This is a genomic window from Tumebacillus algifaecis, assembly GCF_002243515.1.
In the GTDB taxonomy this organism is placed as follows: domain Bacteria; phylum Bacillota; class Bacilli; order Tumebacillales; family Tumebacillaceae; genus Tumebacillus_A; species Tumebacillus_A algifaecis.
Map to the genome: position 1 here is coordinate 3313242 of NZ_CP022657.1, position 18913 is coordinate 3332154.

Consider the following 18913-nt stretch of genomic DNA (forward strand, 5'->3'; position numbering starts at 1 on the left):
CCAAGGACAACAGTCCCTGACGTAATCGTCGATCTTTCACTTATTATTGAGTTCTGCCTCTGGTACATAACGACTAAATTGACGGAGCGGACCCATTCGTGATCGTGACCAACCATCACCCATCCTGTCCGCTCCGTCATAAAAAAAATGATTGCGGCGCTCAATTTGAGCGTTCGTTACCTACATAACTCCACATCCCAGAGGACAAAACTGCCCGATTGAACGGTTTGCCCCCTATGACACACGCGGCACATTCGCCTTCCTCCAAATTTGCTCTAGGCAGATGGCCACGACTGTGCCGAACAACAATCCATTGCCTAAAACATACTGAAACGGTGCAGGAAGCGCTTGAAACGCAGCTCCTGGTAGTGCCATCAGCCCTACACCGGTGACCAGCGAGATTCCCAAAATGCTCATACTGCGCTGATCGAGTGGCTCTCGCGTGATGCCCTGCATGGCGATCCCGACCATCTGAACGAAGGTCGTCAACAATGCGGCGCTGGCGATCGGTCCAGGTAGCAAGGCCAGTCCTTTCACAACAAAAGGAAAGAACGAAAGGCCTGCAAACAAAATGCCTGCCCAAAGGAACGGCTTGACATTTCGCTGCTCGGTCATGCGGATGAAGCCTGCAGAAACGGGTAACTGGACGACGGCGATCGTCGAGAATACGGAGGCAAGTCCATGCGAGATGCCACCGATGATACCTCCGCGGTTTAAACGCTTGGGTCGATCGGCTGGGGAAGCCGTTGTCGCTTCCTCCACAGCGGTGACAGCTGCAACCGAGTTGGAAACCAGCATGAACGTGAACAATACGACTGCGATCACAATATTGAGATCCACTTTTGGTATGCCCCAGACGAAAACGCCAGGCACTTGCAGCCAAGCCTCACCCGTATTGAATGGAATGCCTGCCGTCCGCAGCCCCAACAACTCATAGAGGAGCCATCCGGTGAGTAGCCCGATCATGACCGCATATTGTTTGAAGACCCCTTTTCCAAGCAAGGAGAGCAACAGGACGAATACAAAGACTCCTCCGGCCAAACCGGTGACAGCATAATTGGTCGCAACCTGTCCAGTCGTAAGTCCGAACATCCCTTTCATAAAAACTCCGCTCAATTGGATCGCCAAGATGAGCAGAAACGTTCCCGTGACGAGCGGTGTAAACAAAAACGCCAGCCTGTGGGTCACTTTGGCCAAGCCAAGGACGAACAGCAACACACCAGCAATCAAAACAGCGCCCGACAGCGCTGGCAGTGTATCATGCGGATTCTGACCTTGCCTGATCGCAATGTCGGCCAACACAGCGAACAAACTAACCCACGTGCCAGCCGGTCCATCGGCAATCGGTAGCCGGTGACCGATCCAGCCTTGCAAAAATGAACTGATTCCGACGATGAAAAACGTTCGCTGGATCAGCGACGAGATTTCCTCCAACGACAATTGAAACAGCCCACCGAACACGATGGGCATCGCAACGGAGTTGGCCAAAAGAAACATGAACCACTGCACCGTGCCAAATGATTGTTTGAGCTTCACGCAGACGACCCTCAACTTTCAGACGGATATGTTGTACGATCATACTATCACGGGATATACTATATGAAAAATATTTGGTTTATCCGTTCACCATATGAAAATCATATAGTAGAAAAGGAGCTTACGATGGATCTACGTCAGCTTCGCTATTTTATCGCCATCGCCGAAGAACGAAATATAACTGCCGCCGCCCGCAAGCTGCACATGGCTCAACCTCCGCTCAGCCAGCAGCTCAAGCTGATGGAACAAGAGCTCAACCTACCACTAGTCGTGCGTAGCGGGAAAACACTTGAGTTGACCGAGGCTGGGCAGCTTCTGTACAACCGGGCGGTCGCCCTCATCAAGCAGTTTGACGATACGCTTATCGAGGTGAAAGAAACAGGCCACGGGCTGGCGGGCAAACTGACGATCGGTGTGAATACATTTTCTGATGACCAGTTGCCACAGCTCTTGTCTGCCTTTCGTTTGAAATTCCCAAAGATCACCTATTCCATTCGTCAAAACGAATCGGCCCAACTGGTTAAAATGGTGCGCGAACGGGCTGTCGAACTGGCCATTGTCCGAATGCCCATCGATCTGTCCGACTTCTCGTTCCTCCCGTTACAGACGGAGCGCTATTGCTTTGTCACTGCCAAACAGGACACCGCTTTCTCACGCCATTCAAACGTCACATTGGCTGCGATCAGCACAACGCCGCTCATTTTGCCGAGTGCAGAAGGGTTGGGCGTCTACCGAATGATATCCGAGTCATTTGCCCAAGTTGGACTCACCCCCAATCTCATCTGCGAATGCTCAGATATTCCGACGCTGTTCGAACTTGTCGCGTCCGGCTTCGGTGCGACCGTCGTGCCACAATCGGTTCTTAAGTTCCACAAAAAACACGCTGTTCATGCCTACGAGATCGCAGAAGCCGATCTCTTCACCTCGTCTGCGCTGATCTGGCTGAAAGACCACTTCATATCGAAAACGGCACAGAACTTCATCGCGCTTTGTTCAGGTTCGACGTAGAGAGTGCTCATCGCGGCTACTGAAGCATTAGAGACAAGAAAAAGGGTCCATGCGCTCGCTCCACATGCTGTGGAAATCTGCCATGGACCCTTCCTATTTTCTACTTGTGGTGGAGCGAACAGATGCGAGCCTGCATGGTGTTGCCGGACCGCCAGTGCCATCACTCCATAAATCTTCCCATCATGACCGTGTTATAGTAGTTACCGTCCGAAAGGATTTTGTCTTTTTTTAAGATACCTTCGATCTCGAAGCCAAGATCTTGATAGAGCTTGATGGCTTTCTCATTTGTCTCCAGAACATTCAAGGTAATCTTCTTAATGCCGTTGGCATCGGCCCAAGAAATCGATTCCTGTAACAGATTTTTCCCGATCCCATATCCCCAGAAATCTTTGACTACACATACCCCAAACTCCACTTTATGAGCAAACCTAGATAAATAGATTCCTTCACATCTTGAGAACCCCACGATCTGATTCTCGACGACAGCGACTAAAAATAAGTTTCGCGTACTCACCGTGTCCGTTTGGATAATCTGTGTAAAACCTGATTCATCGATGAATGCCTCACCTCGTTCTCGATCCATATTTTCCGTCTCTCCATCGATCTGAACTCTTACTTCGGACAGTTCTTTGGCATCCTCTTCCCGCGCGGATCGAATCACGTATTGTTGGCCCTTCACGAAAAATTCCTGTTCGTTTATGATCATAAGAAACTCCTGTCATTCTTGGATTTTGGTAGCTGACTGTCACTTGACTGCAAGTACATCGTTCGTTGCTATGTTAAACGTGTGGAACAGAAGAAGGGTACGAACCCTTTGATAGCCTGCTCCGTTAGATTAGCACGCAAGGATTTTCTTTGTCGCCTGATCAAAGTGTAAAAGTTACTACTTGGACAGTCAATTCGTAGAGAGCTGATCCCTCTCTTTTTTGGAGGTGGATTTGATCTATGATGAACATCGAATTTGTTATTTTGGGGTATATTGGCTTTGTATTTATTAGAAACCTATCTGCAAAGCGACGTGAGAAAAACATTTTCTTAAACTCTATACTCGAGATAATTTTCTTTGCGATTTTTGTCTACCTGTTAAAAATATTTTTGCATACAGGGTGAACTCAGGAAAGGCTCTTTAGTGTTGGTTTGAAAAAGGTACGTTACGCCTTTCCAACACGAACATTTGCCCTACAGCCGTGTTACGGAACCATACAACAAAAAATCCTCCAACTGTGCCCGATTTATCACATGAATATCAGGCTCCTTTTGGAGGATTGGTAACATTATTTCCGGAAAAATAAAAAAATAGCCATGATAAGGTAGATAAGCGGGACATAAATCGCCCACGGAAACGGCGGGTATAGACTCATGAACCAAGCAAGGGGAAGTACAATAAGTCCGCCTATCAGCATCCCTACCCAAGACCTTTTGAGAAAGGCAAGCGTGAAAGAAATTGCGGTTAAAAACAACAAAAGTAGTAAGAAAAAACCCATCAACACCACTGTTTACCTCCTTTTCCTATTTCCAATCTTTTACTTCTTCGTCACAGTTGCAACAATTTCCTACATTCAAGGCATGCAACCAGTTTCTGACTCCCTTTCAAAAGATGCGTGCATTCCACTGACTTCTGTTTTCGTCAAGACTCCGGTAATAATCTTACGCTCCCAGAGCCTCCAGTAAATTCATGCTCCGCTTTGAGACGGTGGAAGATCCGAACGGTGTGGTGCTGTTTGCGGGGAAACTATTTCTGCAATCAAATTACAAGTTACTCAATTACCAGTTCTCTAATATGAATCAATTCTTCAAGCTCATTGAGGAGTTCTTCCGCAGTTTTTTTGTTTTCATTAAAATCACGTTCAATCCGTTCGATGGTTTTGAATTTCATCATCAAAATTCCGTACGCTCTTTCGTAAGCCTTTCCGTGCACTGGGTCATTGACCAAGTCTTTATAATATGTATGCGTGTGCATAATTCCCTTGTATACTTCCAGATCTTCTTGAAGCTTTTTCTTTGTGTCCTTCTTTGTGATCTGATCAGCCAATGTTGATTGGCTAATTACTATACCTGTAAGAAGTAAGGATGCAGCAGTTATCGATACAATCTTCCATTTATTACTGATCGCCATTTTAATACACCTCCGGTTTGTAAATAATGTTGTACTCAATTTTTTTAGATAAGCCCATCCGTTCTCGTTTACTCGTTTCTCAAGTTCCGATTCAATCCTCGATCGAGTCCCCAATAGCCATCATTCGTGGAATATTGAGCAACATTCATGGTTCTCGTGGCGCTGTCTTATAACCACACAATTCGATTATGTCAGACCACCTGCATTCAACTCCATCTTACACAAGTAAACCAGTTCCTGAAACTCTACCAAGTAATGAATTCCTGCGAATAAGGAGCATACATGAGCAAAACCCTAATCACCAAAGGAACGACAGAAGTTCCCTGTCACGTTACTAGTCGGCTCTGCTTGACACGACACCAATTAGTGTCCTATTATGAACCAGACACCAATCGGTGTCTTTTCATAACGTGAAAGTAAGGGGAAGGGTGATCTTGACCGATACCAATCAAATGAGGGATGTGTACGTTGCTGTTGCCGACCCGACTCGACGTGAACTGATTCGTCTATTGGCAGATGTAGAAGAGTTACCTCTTCACAAATTGACATCACAGTTTCAAATGGGCCGTACAGCAGTTTCCAAACATTTGACAATTCTTAAAGATGCCGGACTGGTACTTGACCGAAAAGTCGGCAGAGAAACGCTATTTAGGCTTGATCCCACTCCACTCCGAGAAATTCAAGATTGGGTTGCTTTCTACAGCAAATTCTGGACTACAAATATGTTGCGCTTGAACCAACTATTAGAGGAGGAAGAAGAATGAGTTTCACATTATCCTTGGATTTTCAATACACGACATCGATCGAGAAGCTTTGGTCCGCTTTAACCGATTCAAGCAAACTTGCCAAATGGGTCATGGAAAATGATTTTAAACCTGTCGTTGGACACCGTTTTCAGTTTCGCGCGCAGCCGATCGGAGGCTGGGACGGAATTATTGAGAGCGAAGTGCTTATCGTGGACGAACCACACAAATTGTCCTATACGTGGAACAGCGCAGGGCAGGAAAACACGGTCACCTGGACACTGAAGGATTTAGGGGATGGAAAGGTTAACCTTCATCTCGAACAAACTGGAATCTCAAACGCACAGGCAAACGAAGGCGCTAAGTATGGCTGGATGAGAATGGGCGGAGAGCTTGAAAAAGTGTTGGAACAATAACCTTATTCGGTACTACAACATCTCCCCTCCCAAGGCGAAATGAAGGGGAATGAGGGAGCCGAACATCATAAAACAGATCACATCATGGTATCGATTGCCCATCACGTGATCTGTTTTTACACGTATGTCGGCTGGATCTGATTTCGGGAATGGAGACACCACGAAACTCCATCTGCTTTGCGGGCGACTCCCCTTTTTCCAAAAAAGGCAACCAATTTCCTTGAGCACGGAGCAAGCGCTCTGTCTAACCGCTCTCTTGCGGCGCTTCAACAGATCAGGATCTGAATACGAGTAAAGGAAGATATCTCATGACCCAAGAATATATCGAAATCCGCGGCGCTAGGGAAAATAACCTTCAAGATGTATCTTTGCGCATTCCCAAACGCAAAATCACCATTTTTACAGGTGTGTCCGGTTCCGGCAAATCATCGATCGTTTTTGATACCATAGCCGCCGAATCCCAGCGTCTGCTGAACGAAAACTTCAGCATGTTCGTCCGCACCTTTCTGCCGCGTTTTCCGCAACCGGATGCAGACGCGATCGAAAATCTTAGCATGGCGGTTATCGTCGATCAAAAACGCTTGGGTGGCGGCTCTCATTCGACCGTAGGCACGATCACCGATCTTGCACCTTTACTGAGGTTGCTGTTCTCGCGTGTAGGTCAGCCATACGCTGGTAACGCCAACGCCTTTTCCTTCAACGACCAGCAAGGCATGTGCCCGGAATGTAACGGCGTGGGCCGCAAGCTTGGTGTTGATATGGAGAAAGCATTGGACCTATCCAAATCACTCAACGAAGGCGCCATCTTGCTTCCCGAGTATAGCGTTGACAGCTGGGATTGGAACATTTGTACCCAGACAGGTTTGTTTGATAACGACAAAAAGCTTGCCGATTACACCGAGGAAGAAATGGCACAGCTGCTGTACAGCAAACCACATAAAGTTGAAATGAATGTCGGAGGGAAAGCTGTAAACTTTACCTTCGAGGGCATCATTGAGAAATTCAGCGGCAAATACATCAAGCGAGATCTCAAAACGAAGTCGGAGCGCACCCAGAAGATGGTGAAGCCGTTTATTATCGAAGGCCCATGCCACCTTTGCCGTGGCGCTCGTCTCAACCAAGCGGCTCTCAGCTGTAAAATCAACGGCAACAATATTGCCGAACTATCTTCTATGGAGGTAGGTCGGCTGATTGAGGTCATCAAGGAAATCGAAGATCCGACCGCGGCTCCTATGGTAAAAGCATTGACGGAAAGACTGCAGCACCTGGCCGATATCGGTCTGGAATATCTCAGCCTCGACCGTGAGACTGACACGTTATCCGGTGGAGAATCACAACGTGTCAAAATGGTCAAACACCTGAGCGGCAGTCTCGTGGATGTGGTCTACATTTTTGATGAGCCGAGCGTTGGTTTGCATCCCCGCGATGTACACCGACTCAATGAATTGCTGCAAAAACTGCGCGATAAAGGCAATACTGTCATTGTTGTCGAACACGACCCCGATGTGATTCAAGTAGCCGATCATATCGTAGATGTCGGCCCTTTTGCTGGCAGCCGCGGCGGTACCATTGTTTACGAAGGCAGCTTTACCGGCCTGCTTCAGGCCGATACTCTGACCGGCAACCATATGAAACAGTCGATTCCGCTCAAGGACCAGTTTCGTCCGGCTACGGGCAAGCTGTCTGTCGTCGGCGCTACTCTGCACAACTTGAACAATGTTAGCGTCGATATTCCAACGGGAGTATTAACCGTCGTGACAGGCGTTGCAGGTTCCGGCAAAAGCACATTGATCAACGAAGTGTTTTTGCAACAGCATCCCGATGCGATCGTGATCGACCAGGCGGCTGTCGGTGTCTCTACCCGTTCGAATCCGGCCACCTACACAGGCATCTTGGACGATGTGCGCAAGGCCTTTGCATCAGCCAACAAAGTGAAACCCGGTTTGTTCAGCTTTAATTCCAAGGGTGCCTGTGAAAACTGCCAAGGCCTTGGTGTTGTTTATACGGACGTGGCATTTTTGGACGACGTGAAAACAACCTGCGAAGTATGCGGTGGCAAACGCTTCAAAGAAGAGGTGCTGGCCTACAAACTGGGCGATAAATCGATCGCCGATGTGCTAGCGATGACCGTTGAACAAGCCCTCGCTTTCTTTGACATCAAAGAAGTCAATCGCAAGCTACAGGCCATGAGTGACGTCGGTCTGGATTATCTGACACTCGGCCAGCCGCTCAGCACACTGTCGGGCGGTGAGTGCCAACGCATCAAGTTGGCGAGCGAATTGCATAAAAAGGGCAGTATTTACGTCATGGACGAGCCCACGACCGGACTGCATATGTCGGATATCACCCATCTACTGGCAATCATGAATCGCCTAGTGGATACTGGAAATACGGTCATCGTGATCGAACATAACCTGGATGTCATCAGAAACGCCGATTGGATCATCGATATGGGGCCCGAAGGCGGCAAAAATGGCGGAAAAGTCATATTCGAAGGCACCCCACAACAGCTTTTAAGCGCAAAAAATTCTCTTACCAGCAAGTATCTGAGCAGATGATAGAGATCCACCTTTGCGGCATTCATGTGACCAAATCTGTAGGCGACAACTTCGTTGTCGAACGTGTTATGGATCACCTGTTTCGCTAAACGAAAAGCTGAGTACTTCGGCTATGATGAAAACACTCAAAAAACACCCGCTTTCTTTGCGTTCAAAAGGGCGGGTGTTCCAATTTTATCTCCAGCTACGGTTTCAAGCTATTAAAGATTCTGGCTAACTTGGTCACAAATTCTAAGGGGCACATCAACGCAACGCAATCGACAAAGGTACGTTACTGCAAATCAGAAACCGACACAAAATCATAACCCTCCGATTTTAAATAGTTCAGAATCAGTGCTACCGCTTCTACACTTGTATCATGAATATCATGCATGAGAATGATCGAACCGTCACGAACGTTTGCTTTCACAATGCCTAAGATTTCATCGGGGTTATGTGATTTCCAGTCTAATGTATCGATTGTCCACAAAACAGCAGGGCTGTTCGTAGCGGTTTGGACTTTTTCGTTTACTGCTCCATACGGCGGACGGAACACAGTTGCTGCTTTCCCCGTCGTCTTTTGGATGATCGCATTGGTCTTTTCGACTTCCAGAATCCCTTCTTCTAGATTGATTCTCGAAAGGTCCTTATGATTCCATGTGTGATTACCTATCTCATGTCCTTTTTCCGCGACTTTCCGAGCGATCTCCGGATAGAAATCTACCCTGTTTCCGAGCATGAAAAAGCTTGCTTTCGCATCATATTGATCCAATAAATCGAGGATCTTCAACGTGTTTTTCGGATGCGGCCCATCGTCAAAAGTAATGGCAACTCGTTTACCGCCTGCAGGTTTGTGATCGACCGTTTTTCCTACTTCTTTGGTCGGCTCATCTTTCGAAGGAACTTTCCCTTCTTCTTTCGGCGGATTCACCTTTAATTTATCTTTCCATTCATCGGTCAGCATGCTTTGCATCTTTTCTAAAGGGATCGAGATTTCGGGCATGCCAGCTGCACCAGCCGTTACTTCGTACTTATCATATTTAAATACGACAGCTTTATCTGTTAGATACAGGTTGGAGAATTGATTGTGCATTGCCCATTCTTTTAAATATTCTTCAAACAAGAAGCTCTCATAATCGGTTTGCCTGAACATTTCACGTAAGAGCGTATATAGTTGTTCTCGATTTTCTTTTGTATCTTTTATGATTTGTGTCTGAGGAATAAAGGTTTCATCTTTTAAATCTACCACATACACTTTTGCTTTTTGCATCCCATTCGCGCCCGCCACATAACTTTCTTCTGAAAAAACGATGGAATACGTATCTTGAGTCGTTTGGAAAATTTCCATCGTCAAGTTCAAAGTAGCAGCATAATCCTTGATGAACTCCTGATTCTCGTCAACCGATGTTAAAAATCTTTTTTTAATGGCCGAGATGTATCCCTCGATTTCGGCGTTCAATGTTTTACTTGTAAACTGCGGATAGTGTATAGCAATTTTATATTTTTCTTTCTCTGATATATCTGTAATGAGGTCAAGACCTGGGTATTTCGAATACTCCACTGTCAATTTCTCTGTTTGATTTACATTTTTCCCTTCACTCTTCGAGTCCGCTCTCAAGCTTAGTCCACCAAAAGCGAGTAGTAAGAGGATACATAGCACAGTTACAGTCATATACGTGATTTTTTTAGGTTTCATCTATCAAATCTCCTGCGGTTCCTTGGTCGTTATTGAACGAAATGTCATTAATAAATTTTCAAACAAAGCTAGTATAACATACCCTGTGGATGATAGAGGATGGGCATTTGTAATCAAATTTTTCCATGAAAAAAACCTTTCGAACGGTGCCCGTGAGGCATCACTGTTACTACCGATGCGACTGAACCAAAAGATGGCGCAACTACCTGTCCAAAAGATGACCAAATGGTCAACTACAACACAAAAAACCGACAGGATCGATCCTATCGGCGCGAGTGACAGTTTCCAAGTGTAGTAACTTTTTTGCTATCTACTAGTAGCCATCATAAGCATTGCCTGCCCCGTCCATTCCAGTTGAAGAGTTGGGGGACATCTTGATGTAGTAATCCTTGGTTGTATTGGCACCAGAAAAAGTATAAGAATACCATGTACCATTTTTAGGATATATCCCTCTGATATTTGTTCTTCCGACCTGAGTGTCAATGAATGTTTCCACCCTCATTAGATCGTAATAGACATTTGGAGTGCCCGCGAACGGAGTGTCTTGCCAGCCTTTTATGGTGACGACGGCGTTAGAGTTGGTAACTTTAAACTTAGGACTTGTAATTGGACTGGTTAACGACCCCGCACCCCATGGTGAGTTGAACGAGTAGTAGCACAAGGTAGGAGCTGCAAACGTTGTGTTCGCAGTTAATGCCAATACTCCGACAGCTACTGCGACCATACTGATTCTTTTTAACATTCCGATGAATCTCCCTTTACTGTTTTTCAATTACAACCTTCCACTCATCGCCTGCTTTCACAACCGGCATTTCGATTTGGTGCACACCAGAGTACTTTGATTTGAAACGAACTGAAGCAATCATGTGTGTGCCATCAATTTTTTTAAAGTTAAGGACTTCCAGTTCTTGTACGTCCTTATCATTTGCCAAACTTTCGTATGCGATTTCTTTACTAGATTCGTCAAGGAAACGCTGATCATCAGTATACTTGATCATATCTTCGGCGTTGCCATCCATGACCGCAGCAATATACTTGTCAAACGTTAATCGTGCGTCCTGTTCTGCTGTTGATGACGCTTGCGAATTGATACTACCGAAAGTCAGACCGCCAGCAACTGCTAGAGCAATAAATGATGCTACGAATACAGTTTTCTTTTTCAAATGTATCACTCCTTTAGATTTATGTAGGAGGGTAGCTGCTGTGTGAGATTGTGCAGGTCTATGTAGCTCCCGCGTATACCTTATTGAACAAAAATTTTTTTACATAAAAATGTTCTTTTTATCATTATAGCATGGCGAGTATTTTCTTCAACATGAAAATCTTATCAAGCTTACGGGTTTAGATCAGTACCACTAATTATCCTTGATAAATTGTGACATTTGCAAAATCTTCAACACAGTGAAGCCTATGGGACATTCCACAATCTGCGCGAACTCGATAACAAAAATGGGCCCATGCGGAACTTCCACAAGCTGTGAAACACCTCATGACCCCTTGCAGTTCATCGTATGGCGGAGTAATTGGAGACAGGCTTGTCCCCGGCCATGCCATACTTTACGAAATACCCGTGTGCCCCCGCACCTCCGATACATGTCCTTCACCCATTCGATCTTCAGCTCCCCTCTCATGCATAGATTCCTGCCTCTCGATCTATTCTATACAAAATAAGGAACTGAACGGAGTGGGGGATTGTAATTCATGTTCTTTTTCTCCAAAATCCTCAATCGAAATCGATATCAACAAAAGGAAGAACAATCAAAATCTAAACGGCCACAAAATCAGTTTGCGAATCAAAACTCGCTCTCCAAGGATCTGTCTCAAAATATCGAGGAAGCCAAACGGTTATTCCCGCTTTCTCCCGATTTGGTCATCTACCGCTTTGTTGCAGGTGCTCAGAAAGCGCCAGTTGCTCTGCTTTATTTGGACGGTTTAACCGATAAAAATTCGATCAACAACCACATCTTGGGTCCGATGATGCAAAATCTACCCGATGCGAAACAAGGGATGCCTGTCCCATCGATCAGCGGCGTTCGTACAGTTTCGACATGGGACGATGTGGTAGCTGCAATTTACGAGGGCGAAAGTGCGCTGCTCCTCGAAGGACAACAGCAAGCATGGATTTATGATACGAAAGGTTGGCCACAGCGCGCGATCGAAGACCCTCAACTGGAAAGTTCACTAAAAGGTGCTCATCAAGGATTTGTGGAAACCGGCATGCAAAATATCGCGCTCCTCCGCCGGTATCTTCCCAACAAAGCATTTCGAATCAAGGAACAAACGGTCGGTGAGCGCGGAAGATCGAAAGTCTGGATCTTATACTTGGAGGATATCGCCAATTCGGAAATTCTTCAGGAATTGGAGACGAGAATCTCAAAAGTGGATGTGGATGCTTTGATCAATACGGGGGAATTGGCCCAGTATATTGAAGACAATCCGCATTCGCCGTTCCCTCAGTTTATCATGACCGAGCGCCCCGATTCGGCTGTATCCCAGATGTTGCAAGGGCGTTTCGTTGTGATCGTAGACCGTTCTCCCGGCGTGATCATCGCTCCCGCCACCTTTACATCCTTTTTTCAAAGTGTGGATGATTACAGCACGCGCTGGCAGATCGCATCGTTTATTCGACTGCTCCGCTTCACTGCTTTTATGATCGCCATGCTGCTGCCAGCTCTCTACATTGCGGTTATTTCCTTTAACTATGAAATAATCCCGCTTCAATTGTTACTGTCGATCGCCGAATCGAGAGCAAGTGTCCCCTTTCCACCGCTTTTGGAAGCGGTGCTGATGGAGATCACATTGGAAATGATGCGCGAGGCTGGAATTCGGCTTCCTGCGCCGGTCGGACAGACGATCGGCATCGTCGGGGGCATCGTTGTGGGCCAAGCGGCTGTGCAGGCTGGTATTGTCAGCAACATCATGGTGATCATCGTGGCCTCGACTGCGATCGCTTCCTTCATTCTTCCCAGTTACGACATGGGGATGGCCGTCAGGTTGTTGCGCTTCCCGATGATGTTGATGGCTTCGCTGTTTGGTTTTATCGGAATGGTGATCGGATTCATGACCTTGGTTGCCCATCTGATCGCTTTGGAATCGCTCGGGACCCCTTACGGAAGTCCGTTGGCTCCTTTCCGGTGGTCGGATATGAAAGATACGTTCGTCCGACTCCCACTTTGGCAGATGACCGATCGCCCCAAAAGCGCCAGACCGGCTCAGGACAAACGGATGCGCACAAAGCGGCCGAAAGGGGACGAATCATGAACAAATATGCGATGAATGATATCACCTTGATGCAGTACATTTTTCTGATCCAAGGAGCTCAAGTGGGGACCGGGATTTTATCGCTCCCGAGGGTGCTCGCCGAAAAGAGTGGAACGGATGGATGGGTGAACCTTCTCATCGCTTGGGGGATCAATTGCTTGGCCGGCTGGGTCATCTTGCTAACGCTTAGAAAGTACCCAGACTTTGCATTGCCCGACCTGTTCAATTACCTGTTTGGAAAATGGCTAGGAAAGTTGCTTCTTCTTCCTTTGATCGCCTATTTCGCCTTTTTTGGCTGGATCATCATGATCAATTCGATGCTCTTCATCAAAGCATGGTTTTTGCCCAAAACGCCTGGATATTTGATTTTGCTTCTATTTGCGATTCCAGGTTATCTTGTCGTGCGGCATGGACTACGCATTCAAGCCCGATATGCAGAGTTCATTTTTTACTTGATGATGTGGGTGCCCTTAATTTTTCTAGCGACGCTTGAGCATGGACACTGGGTTCATCTGCTTCCCGTGTTAAAAGAAGGTTGGGAGCCCATCCTATTCGGCTTGCCAAAGACGGTGTTCGCTTTTGCTGGACATGAAGTTCTCTTGTTTGTTTACCCGTTCCTGAAGAAAAAACAATATGCTGTTCACGGAATGTTGATTGCGAACACCATTACGATGTTTTTATATCTGTACGTCACCATCATCTGTTTCGTTTTTTACTCACCGGACGAGATCACGTCTTTGAACCAACCTGTGTTGAGCTTGCTCAAGTCGATCGAATTTCGGTTTGTGGAACGGGTTGATATGATCTTTCTGGCGATCTATCTGATCGTGGTGTCAAGGGCATGGAACGCTTACATTTACTGTACCGTTTTTTCCACATGCTTTCTTTTCAAGAAGCAGGATCACAGCTCGCACACCTTTGTCTATTTTGTGTTGGCCATCGTGTGTGTTTATTTGGTGAAGCCGACGTGGATTCAGGCGGAGCATTGGACGACGCTGTTAGGCAATGCTGGGATGGGCATCATGTACGCCTTGCCTGTTCTTCTACTCGTCTATACCTCAGGATTTGAAAAGTACAGGAGGTGGAAAGCCGGATGAGGAGGTTGCTGATCCTATTTGCTGCACTATTATTGTTGACAAAGGGATACAAGGACAAAATCGATATCGAAGACATCTCAATGTCACTGCTGGTCGGAATTGATCTCGATGAAGAAAACAACTTGGTATTTTCATCATCCAGTCCGGTATTCAGCAAAGAATCAAAGGAGAAGGAGGAAGAGTATACAACACAAGCGATCACGCTGCGAGAATCGAGGGATGAAGACGACAAAACAGTGATGGCTTTAACCACCGGAGGAAAAACACAAGTTCTGCTGATCGGAAAACGCGTGATGCAGCAAAAGGACTGGTTTAAATTGCTCTCGACCTATTTGCGGGATCCCAAAAACACGCTGAATGTGCGGATCGTGATGGTGGACGGGCTTTCCTCCGAAGTCCTACAATATGCGCCAAAGGATAAACCGCGTCTCCCGCTCTATCTGTTAAAGCTGATCGATACAGCTACGAAACGCAATATTAGCGTGAAAACAACGCTCCAAGATCTCCGACGCGTCACTCTTGAAAAGGGGATGACCGCAACCGTCGCCGAAATGCGCAAAGAGGGGAGGTTATTCGTTATCGGCTCTGCTCTGCTCGATGAGGAGGGAAAGTACAAGCTTTCAATCGGGGAAGAAGAGAACCGATTGCTTCGAATCCTGCAACATCAGACGAAAGGGGAATTTCAATTTACATATAGAGCTGCCGATCGACCGCGTGGAGAGATTTTCCCTGCAAATGCATACAGTTTTTCTACCGAGAACATAAGTGTGAAGACGAAGACAAATTATGCGGACAACAAGTTCAAATTCGACATCCATGTAAAAATGCGAGTGGTGTTGGCGGAACTGATGTTTCCGATCGATGTGAGGAAAGAGGAAACAAAGCTGACGCGGGAGATCGAACAGCAGTTTGAAAAAAAGTTCGACATGTTCATCGATAAAGTTCTAAAAGCGAAGATCGATCCGATCGGACTTGGACTATATGCGCGCGCATTTGAATATGAGCACTGGAAACCTGTACAGAAGCGCTGGGGAGAAACTCTCGCGAAGGCGGATGTGAACGTGAAGGTTAAAGTGGAGATTGCCGCGATGGGGACTACAAAATAGGAGGAAAAGAGATTTGGAATTCACCCTCGACCACTAGGTGAGCGATGGTCGGATGTGCAAGCATTTGAGATCAAGTGAGGGGTTCACTCAGGAGACTTTCATGCCGGTGCAAAGAGGAGCAATCGATGATTCCGCCAACTTTCGATTGATGTCGGCGGAACCATCGATTCTTCAAGCATTGTTACACCTCTAGCACCTCTATAGAGTCAATTACCTGAAGCAAAGGTGCAGCTTCTGAGTCATCACTGCCAAATATTTTCTCACCATAGTAAATGACTCTGATTGCAATCCACCGTAAGATTGACATCGCTAAATTGAGAACACCGATTCGCCAAAGAATAAAGAGAAAAATGCAAAAAAGAATCAATTTGAACGGGTTTATGCCGAACCAAAGAGAAATAAGAAGTATCAAAATTCCACCACCAATAAGATAAAGCACAATTCCACCTCCCCATAAACATATATATTATCATAATTTTTAAATAAAACCAATTAAGTAATTGTTGAACAGATCACCTGTCCTTGCGTGACCATATTCCGACTACGCATAGTATCGCAAATAATAAAATTCGCCAACTATACCAACTAAAAGCAATGCAAGAATAAGTAAGAACAATTTTTTCGATGTATAGTAATATGCAAAAACGACAACAAAGTAGGACACTAGAATTGGTATCCCAAAAATATAAAGATTATAAAGAAGCAGAATTCCCGTCTCTTCGACAGTATACGCAGTGTAGCCTACGATTGCCCCATAAATCACCAGCAAAATAAAACCTAGTTTCAACTCTTCTTTCATACTACCACCCCCCTGATTAACTCTGGATAGACCCCAAACGACGCAAAAAACCGACAGGATTGCTCCTATCGGCGTGAGTAACGGTTTCCAAGTAAGACAGCAGTGAGACGAAAAGTGCCTCGATCCTTGCTATGTAAGAGATGGCGGAGAGGACAGGATTCGAACCTGCGTGGGGTTGCCCCCTAACGGTTTTCAAGACCGCCCCGTTATGACCACTTCGGTACCTCTCCATGTGTGTGAAAATAGAAAATGGTGCGGTCGAGAAGACTCGAACTTCCACGGGTTGCCCCACACGCCCCTCAAGCGTGCGTGTCTGCCATTCCACCACGACCGCATATCGAAAGTATACTATAAAATTGAATGGAGCGGAAGACGGGATTCGAACCCGCGACCCTCGCCTTGGCAAGGCGATGCTCTACCCCTGAGCCACTTCCGCATGTAAGGTGCTGACTAAGGTGTCAGCTTCCCTGAAGATGAGTGGTGAGCCATGAAGGACTTGAACCTTCGACCCACTGATTAAAAGTCAGTTGCTCTACCAACTGAGCTAATGGCTCCTGTCGTGCTACTATATATCATGGAAACCTGAACCGCGTCGTGAAGCGAGCATGTCGCCTCCGACAAAAGCTAATATATCACTTTGACTTTTCTTATGCAATACTTTTCGCTAAAAAAATTGCGTCCAATTTTTGCTGGTGAAGAAAAAGAGCCCCGCACGGGTCGGGGCCCCAATTCTTACCTCACCTGCACCTTACACCGTAATTTCTTGCACACCTTCTGCCGGAATGATCAGGGTCGGTTCGGTTTTCGATTGAATTTCTTCAGCGGTGTGGCCCGGTGCCACTTCGCGCAGAACGAGACCTGCGTCGGTCACGTCAAGCACGGCGAGGTCGGTGATGATCCGATGCACGACACCACGGCCCGTCAGCGGGAGTTTGCACTCGTTTAAGATCTTCGCTTCGCCATGTTTGTTCGTATGCTCCATCGTCACGATCAGACGCTTCGCTCCGTGGACGAGGTCCATCGCACCGCCCATGCCTTTGACCATTTTGCCTGGGATCATCCAGTTGGCCAGATCCCCATTTTCCGATACTTCCATCGCGCCAAGGATCGCGATGTCGATGTGTCCGCCACGGATCATTGCAAACGACTCGGCGGAAGAGAAGAATGCAGAGCCCGGAATGGTCGTCACAGTCTCTTTCCCTGCGTTGATCAGGTCCGCATCCACTTCATCTTCGGTCGGATACGGGCCGATGCCAAGCAAGCCGTTTTCCGATTGCAAAACGACGTTCAGACCCTCTGGAATATGATTGGCCACCAAGGTCGGAATGCCGATGCCGAGGTTGACATAGAAGCCATCTTGAATTTCTTGCGCTGCACGTTGAACGATTTGGTCACGAGTCAATGCCATTTGTAAGCTCCCCTTTCAGATCCGTTTGATTACCCTTGACGTGTGGTGCGGCGCTCAATGCGCTTCTCGTGCTTCCCGAGCACGACACGCTGAACATAGACGCTCGGGGTATGGATTTGATCCGGGTCCAGTTCGCCTACTTCGACGATCTCTTCCACTTCCGCGATGGTGATCTTGCCTGCCGTTGCCATCATCGGGTTGAAGTTCTGCGTGGATTTGCGATAGATCAAGTTGCCCATCTTATCGGCCTTCCACGCTTTGACGATCGCAAAATCAGCGTGGAGCGGGTACTCGAGGATGTATTCTTTGCCGTCGATCACGCGCGTTTCTTTGCCTTCTGCGATCGGCGTACCAACGCCCGCCGGGGTGAAGAAGGCACCGATGCCTGCACCGCCAGCACGGCAACGTTCGGCCAGCGTCCCCTGCGGCACCAGTTCCACTTCCAATTCGCCCGAGAGGAATTGGCGCTCGAACTCTTTATTTTCACCGACGTAGGAGGCGATCATCTTTTTGATCTGCTTGTTTTGCAACATCAAACCGAGGCCCCACTCATCGACGCCGCAGTTGTTGGAGATGACGGTGAGGTCTTTTACGCCTTTATCGCGCAGTGCAAGGATCAAATTCTCCGGGATGCCGCACAGACCAAAACCGCCTGCCATGATGGTGGCGCCGTCTTGGATATCTGCAATGGCTTCTTGTACACTGTCATAGACTTTGTTAATCACGGTTGTTACCTCCTTTATGTATGTCCCTTCTTGCTCATAACTTTAGGGCTAGTAAGCTTTTTGACACATGTGATGTATGAATTCGCTTTCACATCTAGCACTTCCTTCCCTATCATAGCGGAATTTGGCGGGAAAAGCCAAAGAAACTGCCCCTTTTCGGAGCAGTTTCACTCGATTTCCACCTCGTCTTCATCGATCGGTGCCGTGATTCCGATATTCATCGTGCCACTCATTTCTTGAATGTGCAGGGCATGAACGTGGTAGACGAGCTTTTTAATGTTCGTCGGGCGCTGTTTTTGCTTGATCTGCTTTTGTAGGCTTTGGTTTTCCCGCTCCAGCGCTTCGATTCTTCGCTGCAGCTGAAGAATCGCTTCCCAGGTGTTCCACTCCACCGTCTTCACCACGCTTTTTCGGCTTCTGCCGAACGACTTGGTTTTTTCCGATGTTAAGCATGGCATGCTCCAT

The 18913-nt window shown here is 46.9% G+C and carries 17 protein-coding genes and 4 tRNA genes; 7 read left to right on the top strand and 14 right to left on the bottom strand.

The features are described from left to right. Positions 1–234: 234 nt before the first annotated feature. Positions 235–1536 carry a purine/pyrimidine permease gene (locus CIG75_RS14305; RefSeq protein WP_227874237.1) on the bottom strand — a complete coding sequence of 434 codons (1302 nt, stop codon included), beginning with the start codon at positions 1534–1536 and terminating at the stop codon, positions 235–237. A 126-nt stretch (positions 1537–1662) separates the two neighbouring features. Between CIG75_RS14305 and CIG75_RS14310 the strand changes: the two genes are divergently transcribed. Continuing rightward, a complete protein-coding gene (locus CIG75_RS14310; RefSeq protein WP_094237256.1) occupies positions 1663–2544 on the top strand; it encodes a LysR family transcriptional regulator in 882 nt (293 codons plus the stop codon). A 160-nt stretch (positions 2545–2704) separates the two neighbouring features. Here the strand turns inward: CIG75_RS14310 and CIG75_RS14315 are convergent, their stop codons facing one another. Both CIG75_RS14315 and CIG75_RS14325 read right to left on the bottom strand, forming a co-directional pair. After that, positions 2705–3250 carry a GNAT family N-acetyltransferase gene (locus CIG75_RS14315; RefSeq protein ID WP_094237257.1) on the bottom strand — a complete coding sequence of 182 codons (546 nt, stop codon included), beginning with the start codon at positions 3248–3250 and terminating at the stop codon, positions 2705–2707. 1050 nt (positions 3251–4300) lie between these two features. After that, positions 4301–4660, bottom strand: a complete 360-nt coding sequence (locus tag CIG75_RS14325) for a hypothetical protein (protein ID WP_094237258.1) — start codon at positions 4658–4660, stop codon at positions 4301–4303. A 452-nt stretch (positions 4661–5112) separates the two neighbouring features. On the opposite strand from CIG75_RS14325, the gene CIG75_RS14330 reads away from it, so the two are divergent. From CIG75_RS14330 to CIG75_RS14340, 3 genes are all read left to right on the top strand, one after another. Then, positions 5113–5424 carry an ArsR/SmtB family transcription factor gene (locus CIG75_RS14330; RefSeq protein ID WP_407701294.1) on the top strand — a complete coding sequence of 104 codons (312 nt, stop codon included), beginning with the start codon at positions 5113–5115 and terminating at the stop codon, positions 5422–5424. Continuing rightward, positions 5421–5819, top strand: a complete 399-nt coding sequence (locus CIG75_RS14335) for an SRPBCC family protein (protein ID WP_094237260.1) — start codon at positions 5421–5423, stop codon at positions 5817–5819. The genes CIG75_RS14330 and CIG75_RS14335 overlap by 4 nt, the downstream gene beginning before the upstream one ends. Before the next feature lie 308 nt (positions 5820–6127). Then, on the top strand, positions 6128–8377 hold the full coding sequence (locus tag CIG75_RS14340; RefSeq protein WP_094237261.1) for an ATP-binding cassette domain-containing protein: 2250 nt from the start codon (positions 6128–6130) through the stop codon (positions 8375–8377). Between the two features lie 271 nt (positions 8378–8648). Here CIG75_RS14340 and CIG75_RS14345 read toward each other — a convergent pair whose 3' ends face one another. The 3 genes from CIG75_RS14345 to CIG75_RS14360 all read right to left on the bottom strand — a co-directional run bounded on the left by CIG75_RS14345 (position 8649) and on the right by CIG75_RS14360 (position 11215). After that, complete coding sequence (locus CIG75_RS14345) at positions 8649–10052, bottom strand: polysaccharide deacetylase family protein (protein ID WP_094237262.1); 1404 nt, start codon at positions 10050–10052, stop codon at positions 8649–8651. Between the two features lie 313 nt (positions 10053–10365). Next, positions 10366–10794, bottom strand: a complete 429-nt coding sequence (locus tag CIG75_RS14355; protein ID WP_094237264.1) for a hypothetical protein — start codon at positions 10792–10794, stop codon at positions 10366–10368. 16 nt (positions 10795–10810) lie between these two features. Further along, positions 10811–11215, bottom strand: coding sequence for a DUF4878 domain-containing protein (locus CIG75_RS14360; protein ID WP_157729569.1), 405 nt, complete (start codon positions 11213–11215; stop codon positions 10811–10813). Between the two features lie 538 nt (positions 11216–11753). Between CIG75_RS14360 and CIG75_RS14365 the strand changes: the two genes are divergently transcribed. Genes CIG75_RS14365 through CIG75_RS14375 form a run of 3 tightly spaced genes read left to right on the top strand, consistent with a single transcriptional unit; the run spans position 11754 to position 15516 of the window. Next, entirely contained in the window at positions 11754–13313 is a 1560-nt protein-coding gene (locus CIG75_RS14365) for a spore germination protein (protein WP_094237266.1), read from the top strand. Then, entirely contained in the window at positions 13310–14410 is a 1101-nt protein-coding gene (locus CIG75_RS14370) for a GerAB/ArcD/ProY family transporter (RefSeq protein ID WP_094237267.1), read from the top strand. The genes CIG75_RS14365 and CIG75_RS14370 overlap by 4 nt, the downstream gene beginning before the upstream one ends. Beyond that, complete coding sequence (locus tag CIG75_RS14375; RefSeq protein ID WP_094237268.1) at positions 14407–15516, top strand: Ger(x)C family spore germination C-terminal domain-containing protein; 1110 nt, start codon at positions 14407–14409, stop codon at positions 15514–15516. The genes CIG75_RS14370 and CIG75_RS14375 overlap by 4 nt, the downstream gene beginning before the upstream one ends. Positions 15517–16057: 541 nt before the next feature. On the opposite strand, the gene CIG75_RS14385 is transcribed toward CIG75_RS14375, so the two are convergent. The 8 genes from CIG75_RS14385 to gerPC form a co-directional block, all read right to left on the bottom strand. After that, positions 16058–16315 (bottom strand): hypothetical protein, encoded by a 258-nt coding sequence (locus CIG75_RS14385; RefSeq protein ID WP_094237270.1) that lies wholly within the window; start codon positions 16313–16315, stop codon positions 16058–16060. A 141-nt stretch (positions 16316–16456) separates the two neighbouring features. After that, positions 16457–16545 (bottom strand) — tRNA-Ser (locus CIG75_RS14390). A gap of 20 nt (positions 16546–16565) precedes the next feature. Continuing rightward, positions 16566–16649: transfer RNA gene (locus CIG75_RS14395), tRNA-Leu, on the bottom strand. A gap of 27 nt (positions 16650–16676) precedes the next feature. Beyond that, positions 16677–16751: transfer RNA gene (locus tag CIG75_RS14400), tRNA-Gly, on the bottom strand. A gap of 42 nt (positions 16752–16793) precedes the next feature. Then, positions 16794–16869 (bottom strand) — tRNA-Lys (locus CIG75_RS14405). A gap of 194 nt (positions 16870–17063) precedes the next feature. Beyond that, the gene (locus CIG75_RS14410; RefSeq protein ID WP_094237271.1) at positions 17064–17723 is read right to left on the bottom strand and encodes a CoA transferase subunit B; all 660 of its coding nucleotides are present in this window, start codon (positions 17721–17723) and stop codon (positions 17064–17066) included. 29 nt (positions 17724–17752) lie between these two features. Next, positions 17753–18445 carry a CoA transferase subunit A gene (locus tag CIG75_RS14415; RefSeq protein WP_094238447.1) on the bottom strand — a complete coding sequence of 231 codons (693 nt, stop codon included), beginning with the start codon at positions 18443–18445 and terminating at the stop codon, positions 17753–17755. Positions 18446–18615: 170 nt separating this feature from the next. Beyond that, positions 18616–18852 (bottom strand): spore germination protein GerPC, encoded by a 237-nt coding sequence (gene gerPC, locus CIG75_RS14420; protein WP_157729570.1) that lies wholly within the window; start codon positions 18850–18852, stop codon positions 18616–18618. Between the last annotated feature and the right edge of the window lie 61 nt (positions 18853–18913).

What these genes read in the sequence shown, in the direction of transcription:
- CIG75_RS14375 (WP_094237268.1), top strand. Translation starts at nt 14,407, where the DNA reads ATGAGGAGGTTGCTGATCCTATTTGCTGCACTATTATTGTTGACAAAG.
- CIG75_RS14340 (WP_094237261.1), top strand. Translation starts at nt 6,128, where the DNA reads ATGACCCAAGAATATATCGAAATCCGCGGCGCTAGGGAAAATAACCTT.
- CIG75_RS14325 (WP_094237258.1), bottom strand. Translation starts at nt 4,660, where the DNA reads ATGGCGATCAGTAATAAATGGAAGATTGTATCGATAACTGCTGCATCC.
- CIG75_RS14315 (WP_094237257.1), bottom strand. Translation starts at nt 3,250, where the DNA reads ATGATCATAAACGAACAGGAATTTTTCGTGAAGGGCCAACAATACGTG.
- CIG75_RS14310 (WP_094237256.1), top strand. Translation starts at nt 1,663, where the DNA reads ATGGATCTACGTCAGCTTCGCTATTTTATCGCCATCGCCGAAGAACGA.
- CIG75_RS14335 (WP_094237260.1), top strand. Translation starts at nt 5,421, where the DNA reads ATGAGTTTCACATTATCCTTGGATTTTCAATACACGACATCGATCGAG.
- CIG75_RS14370 (WP_094237267.1), top strand. Translation starts at nt 13,310, where the DNA reads ATGAACAAATATGCGATGAATGATATCACCTTGATGCAGTACATTTTT.
- CIG75_RS14385 (WP_094237270.1), bottom strand. Translation starts at nt 16,315, where the DNA reads ATGAAAGAAGAGTTGAAACTAGGTTTTATTTTGCTGGTGATTTATGGG.
- CIG75_RS14345 (WP_094237262.1), bottom strand. Translation starts at nt 10,052, where the DNA reads ATGAAACCTAAAAAAATCACGTATATGACTGTAACTGTGCTATGTATC.
- CIG75_RS14330 (WP_407701294.1), top strand. Translation starts at nt 5,113, where the DNA reads ATGAGGGATGTGTACGTTGCTGTTGCCGACCCGACTCGACGTGAACTG.
- CIG75_RS14365 (WP_094237266.1), top strand. Translation starts at nt 11,754, where the DNA reads ATGTTCTTTTTCTCCAAAATCCTCAATCGAAATCGATATCAACAAAAG.
- CIG75_RS14410 (WP_094237271.1), bottom strand. Translation starts at nt 17,723, where the DNA reads ATGGCATTGACTCGTGACCAAATCGTTCAACGTGCAGCGCAAGAAATT.
- CIG75_RS14355 (WP_094237264.1), bottom strand. Translation starts at nt 10,794, where the DNA reads ATGTTAAAAAGAATCAGTATGGTCGCAGTAGCTGTCGGAGTATTGGCA.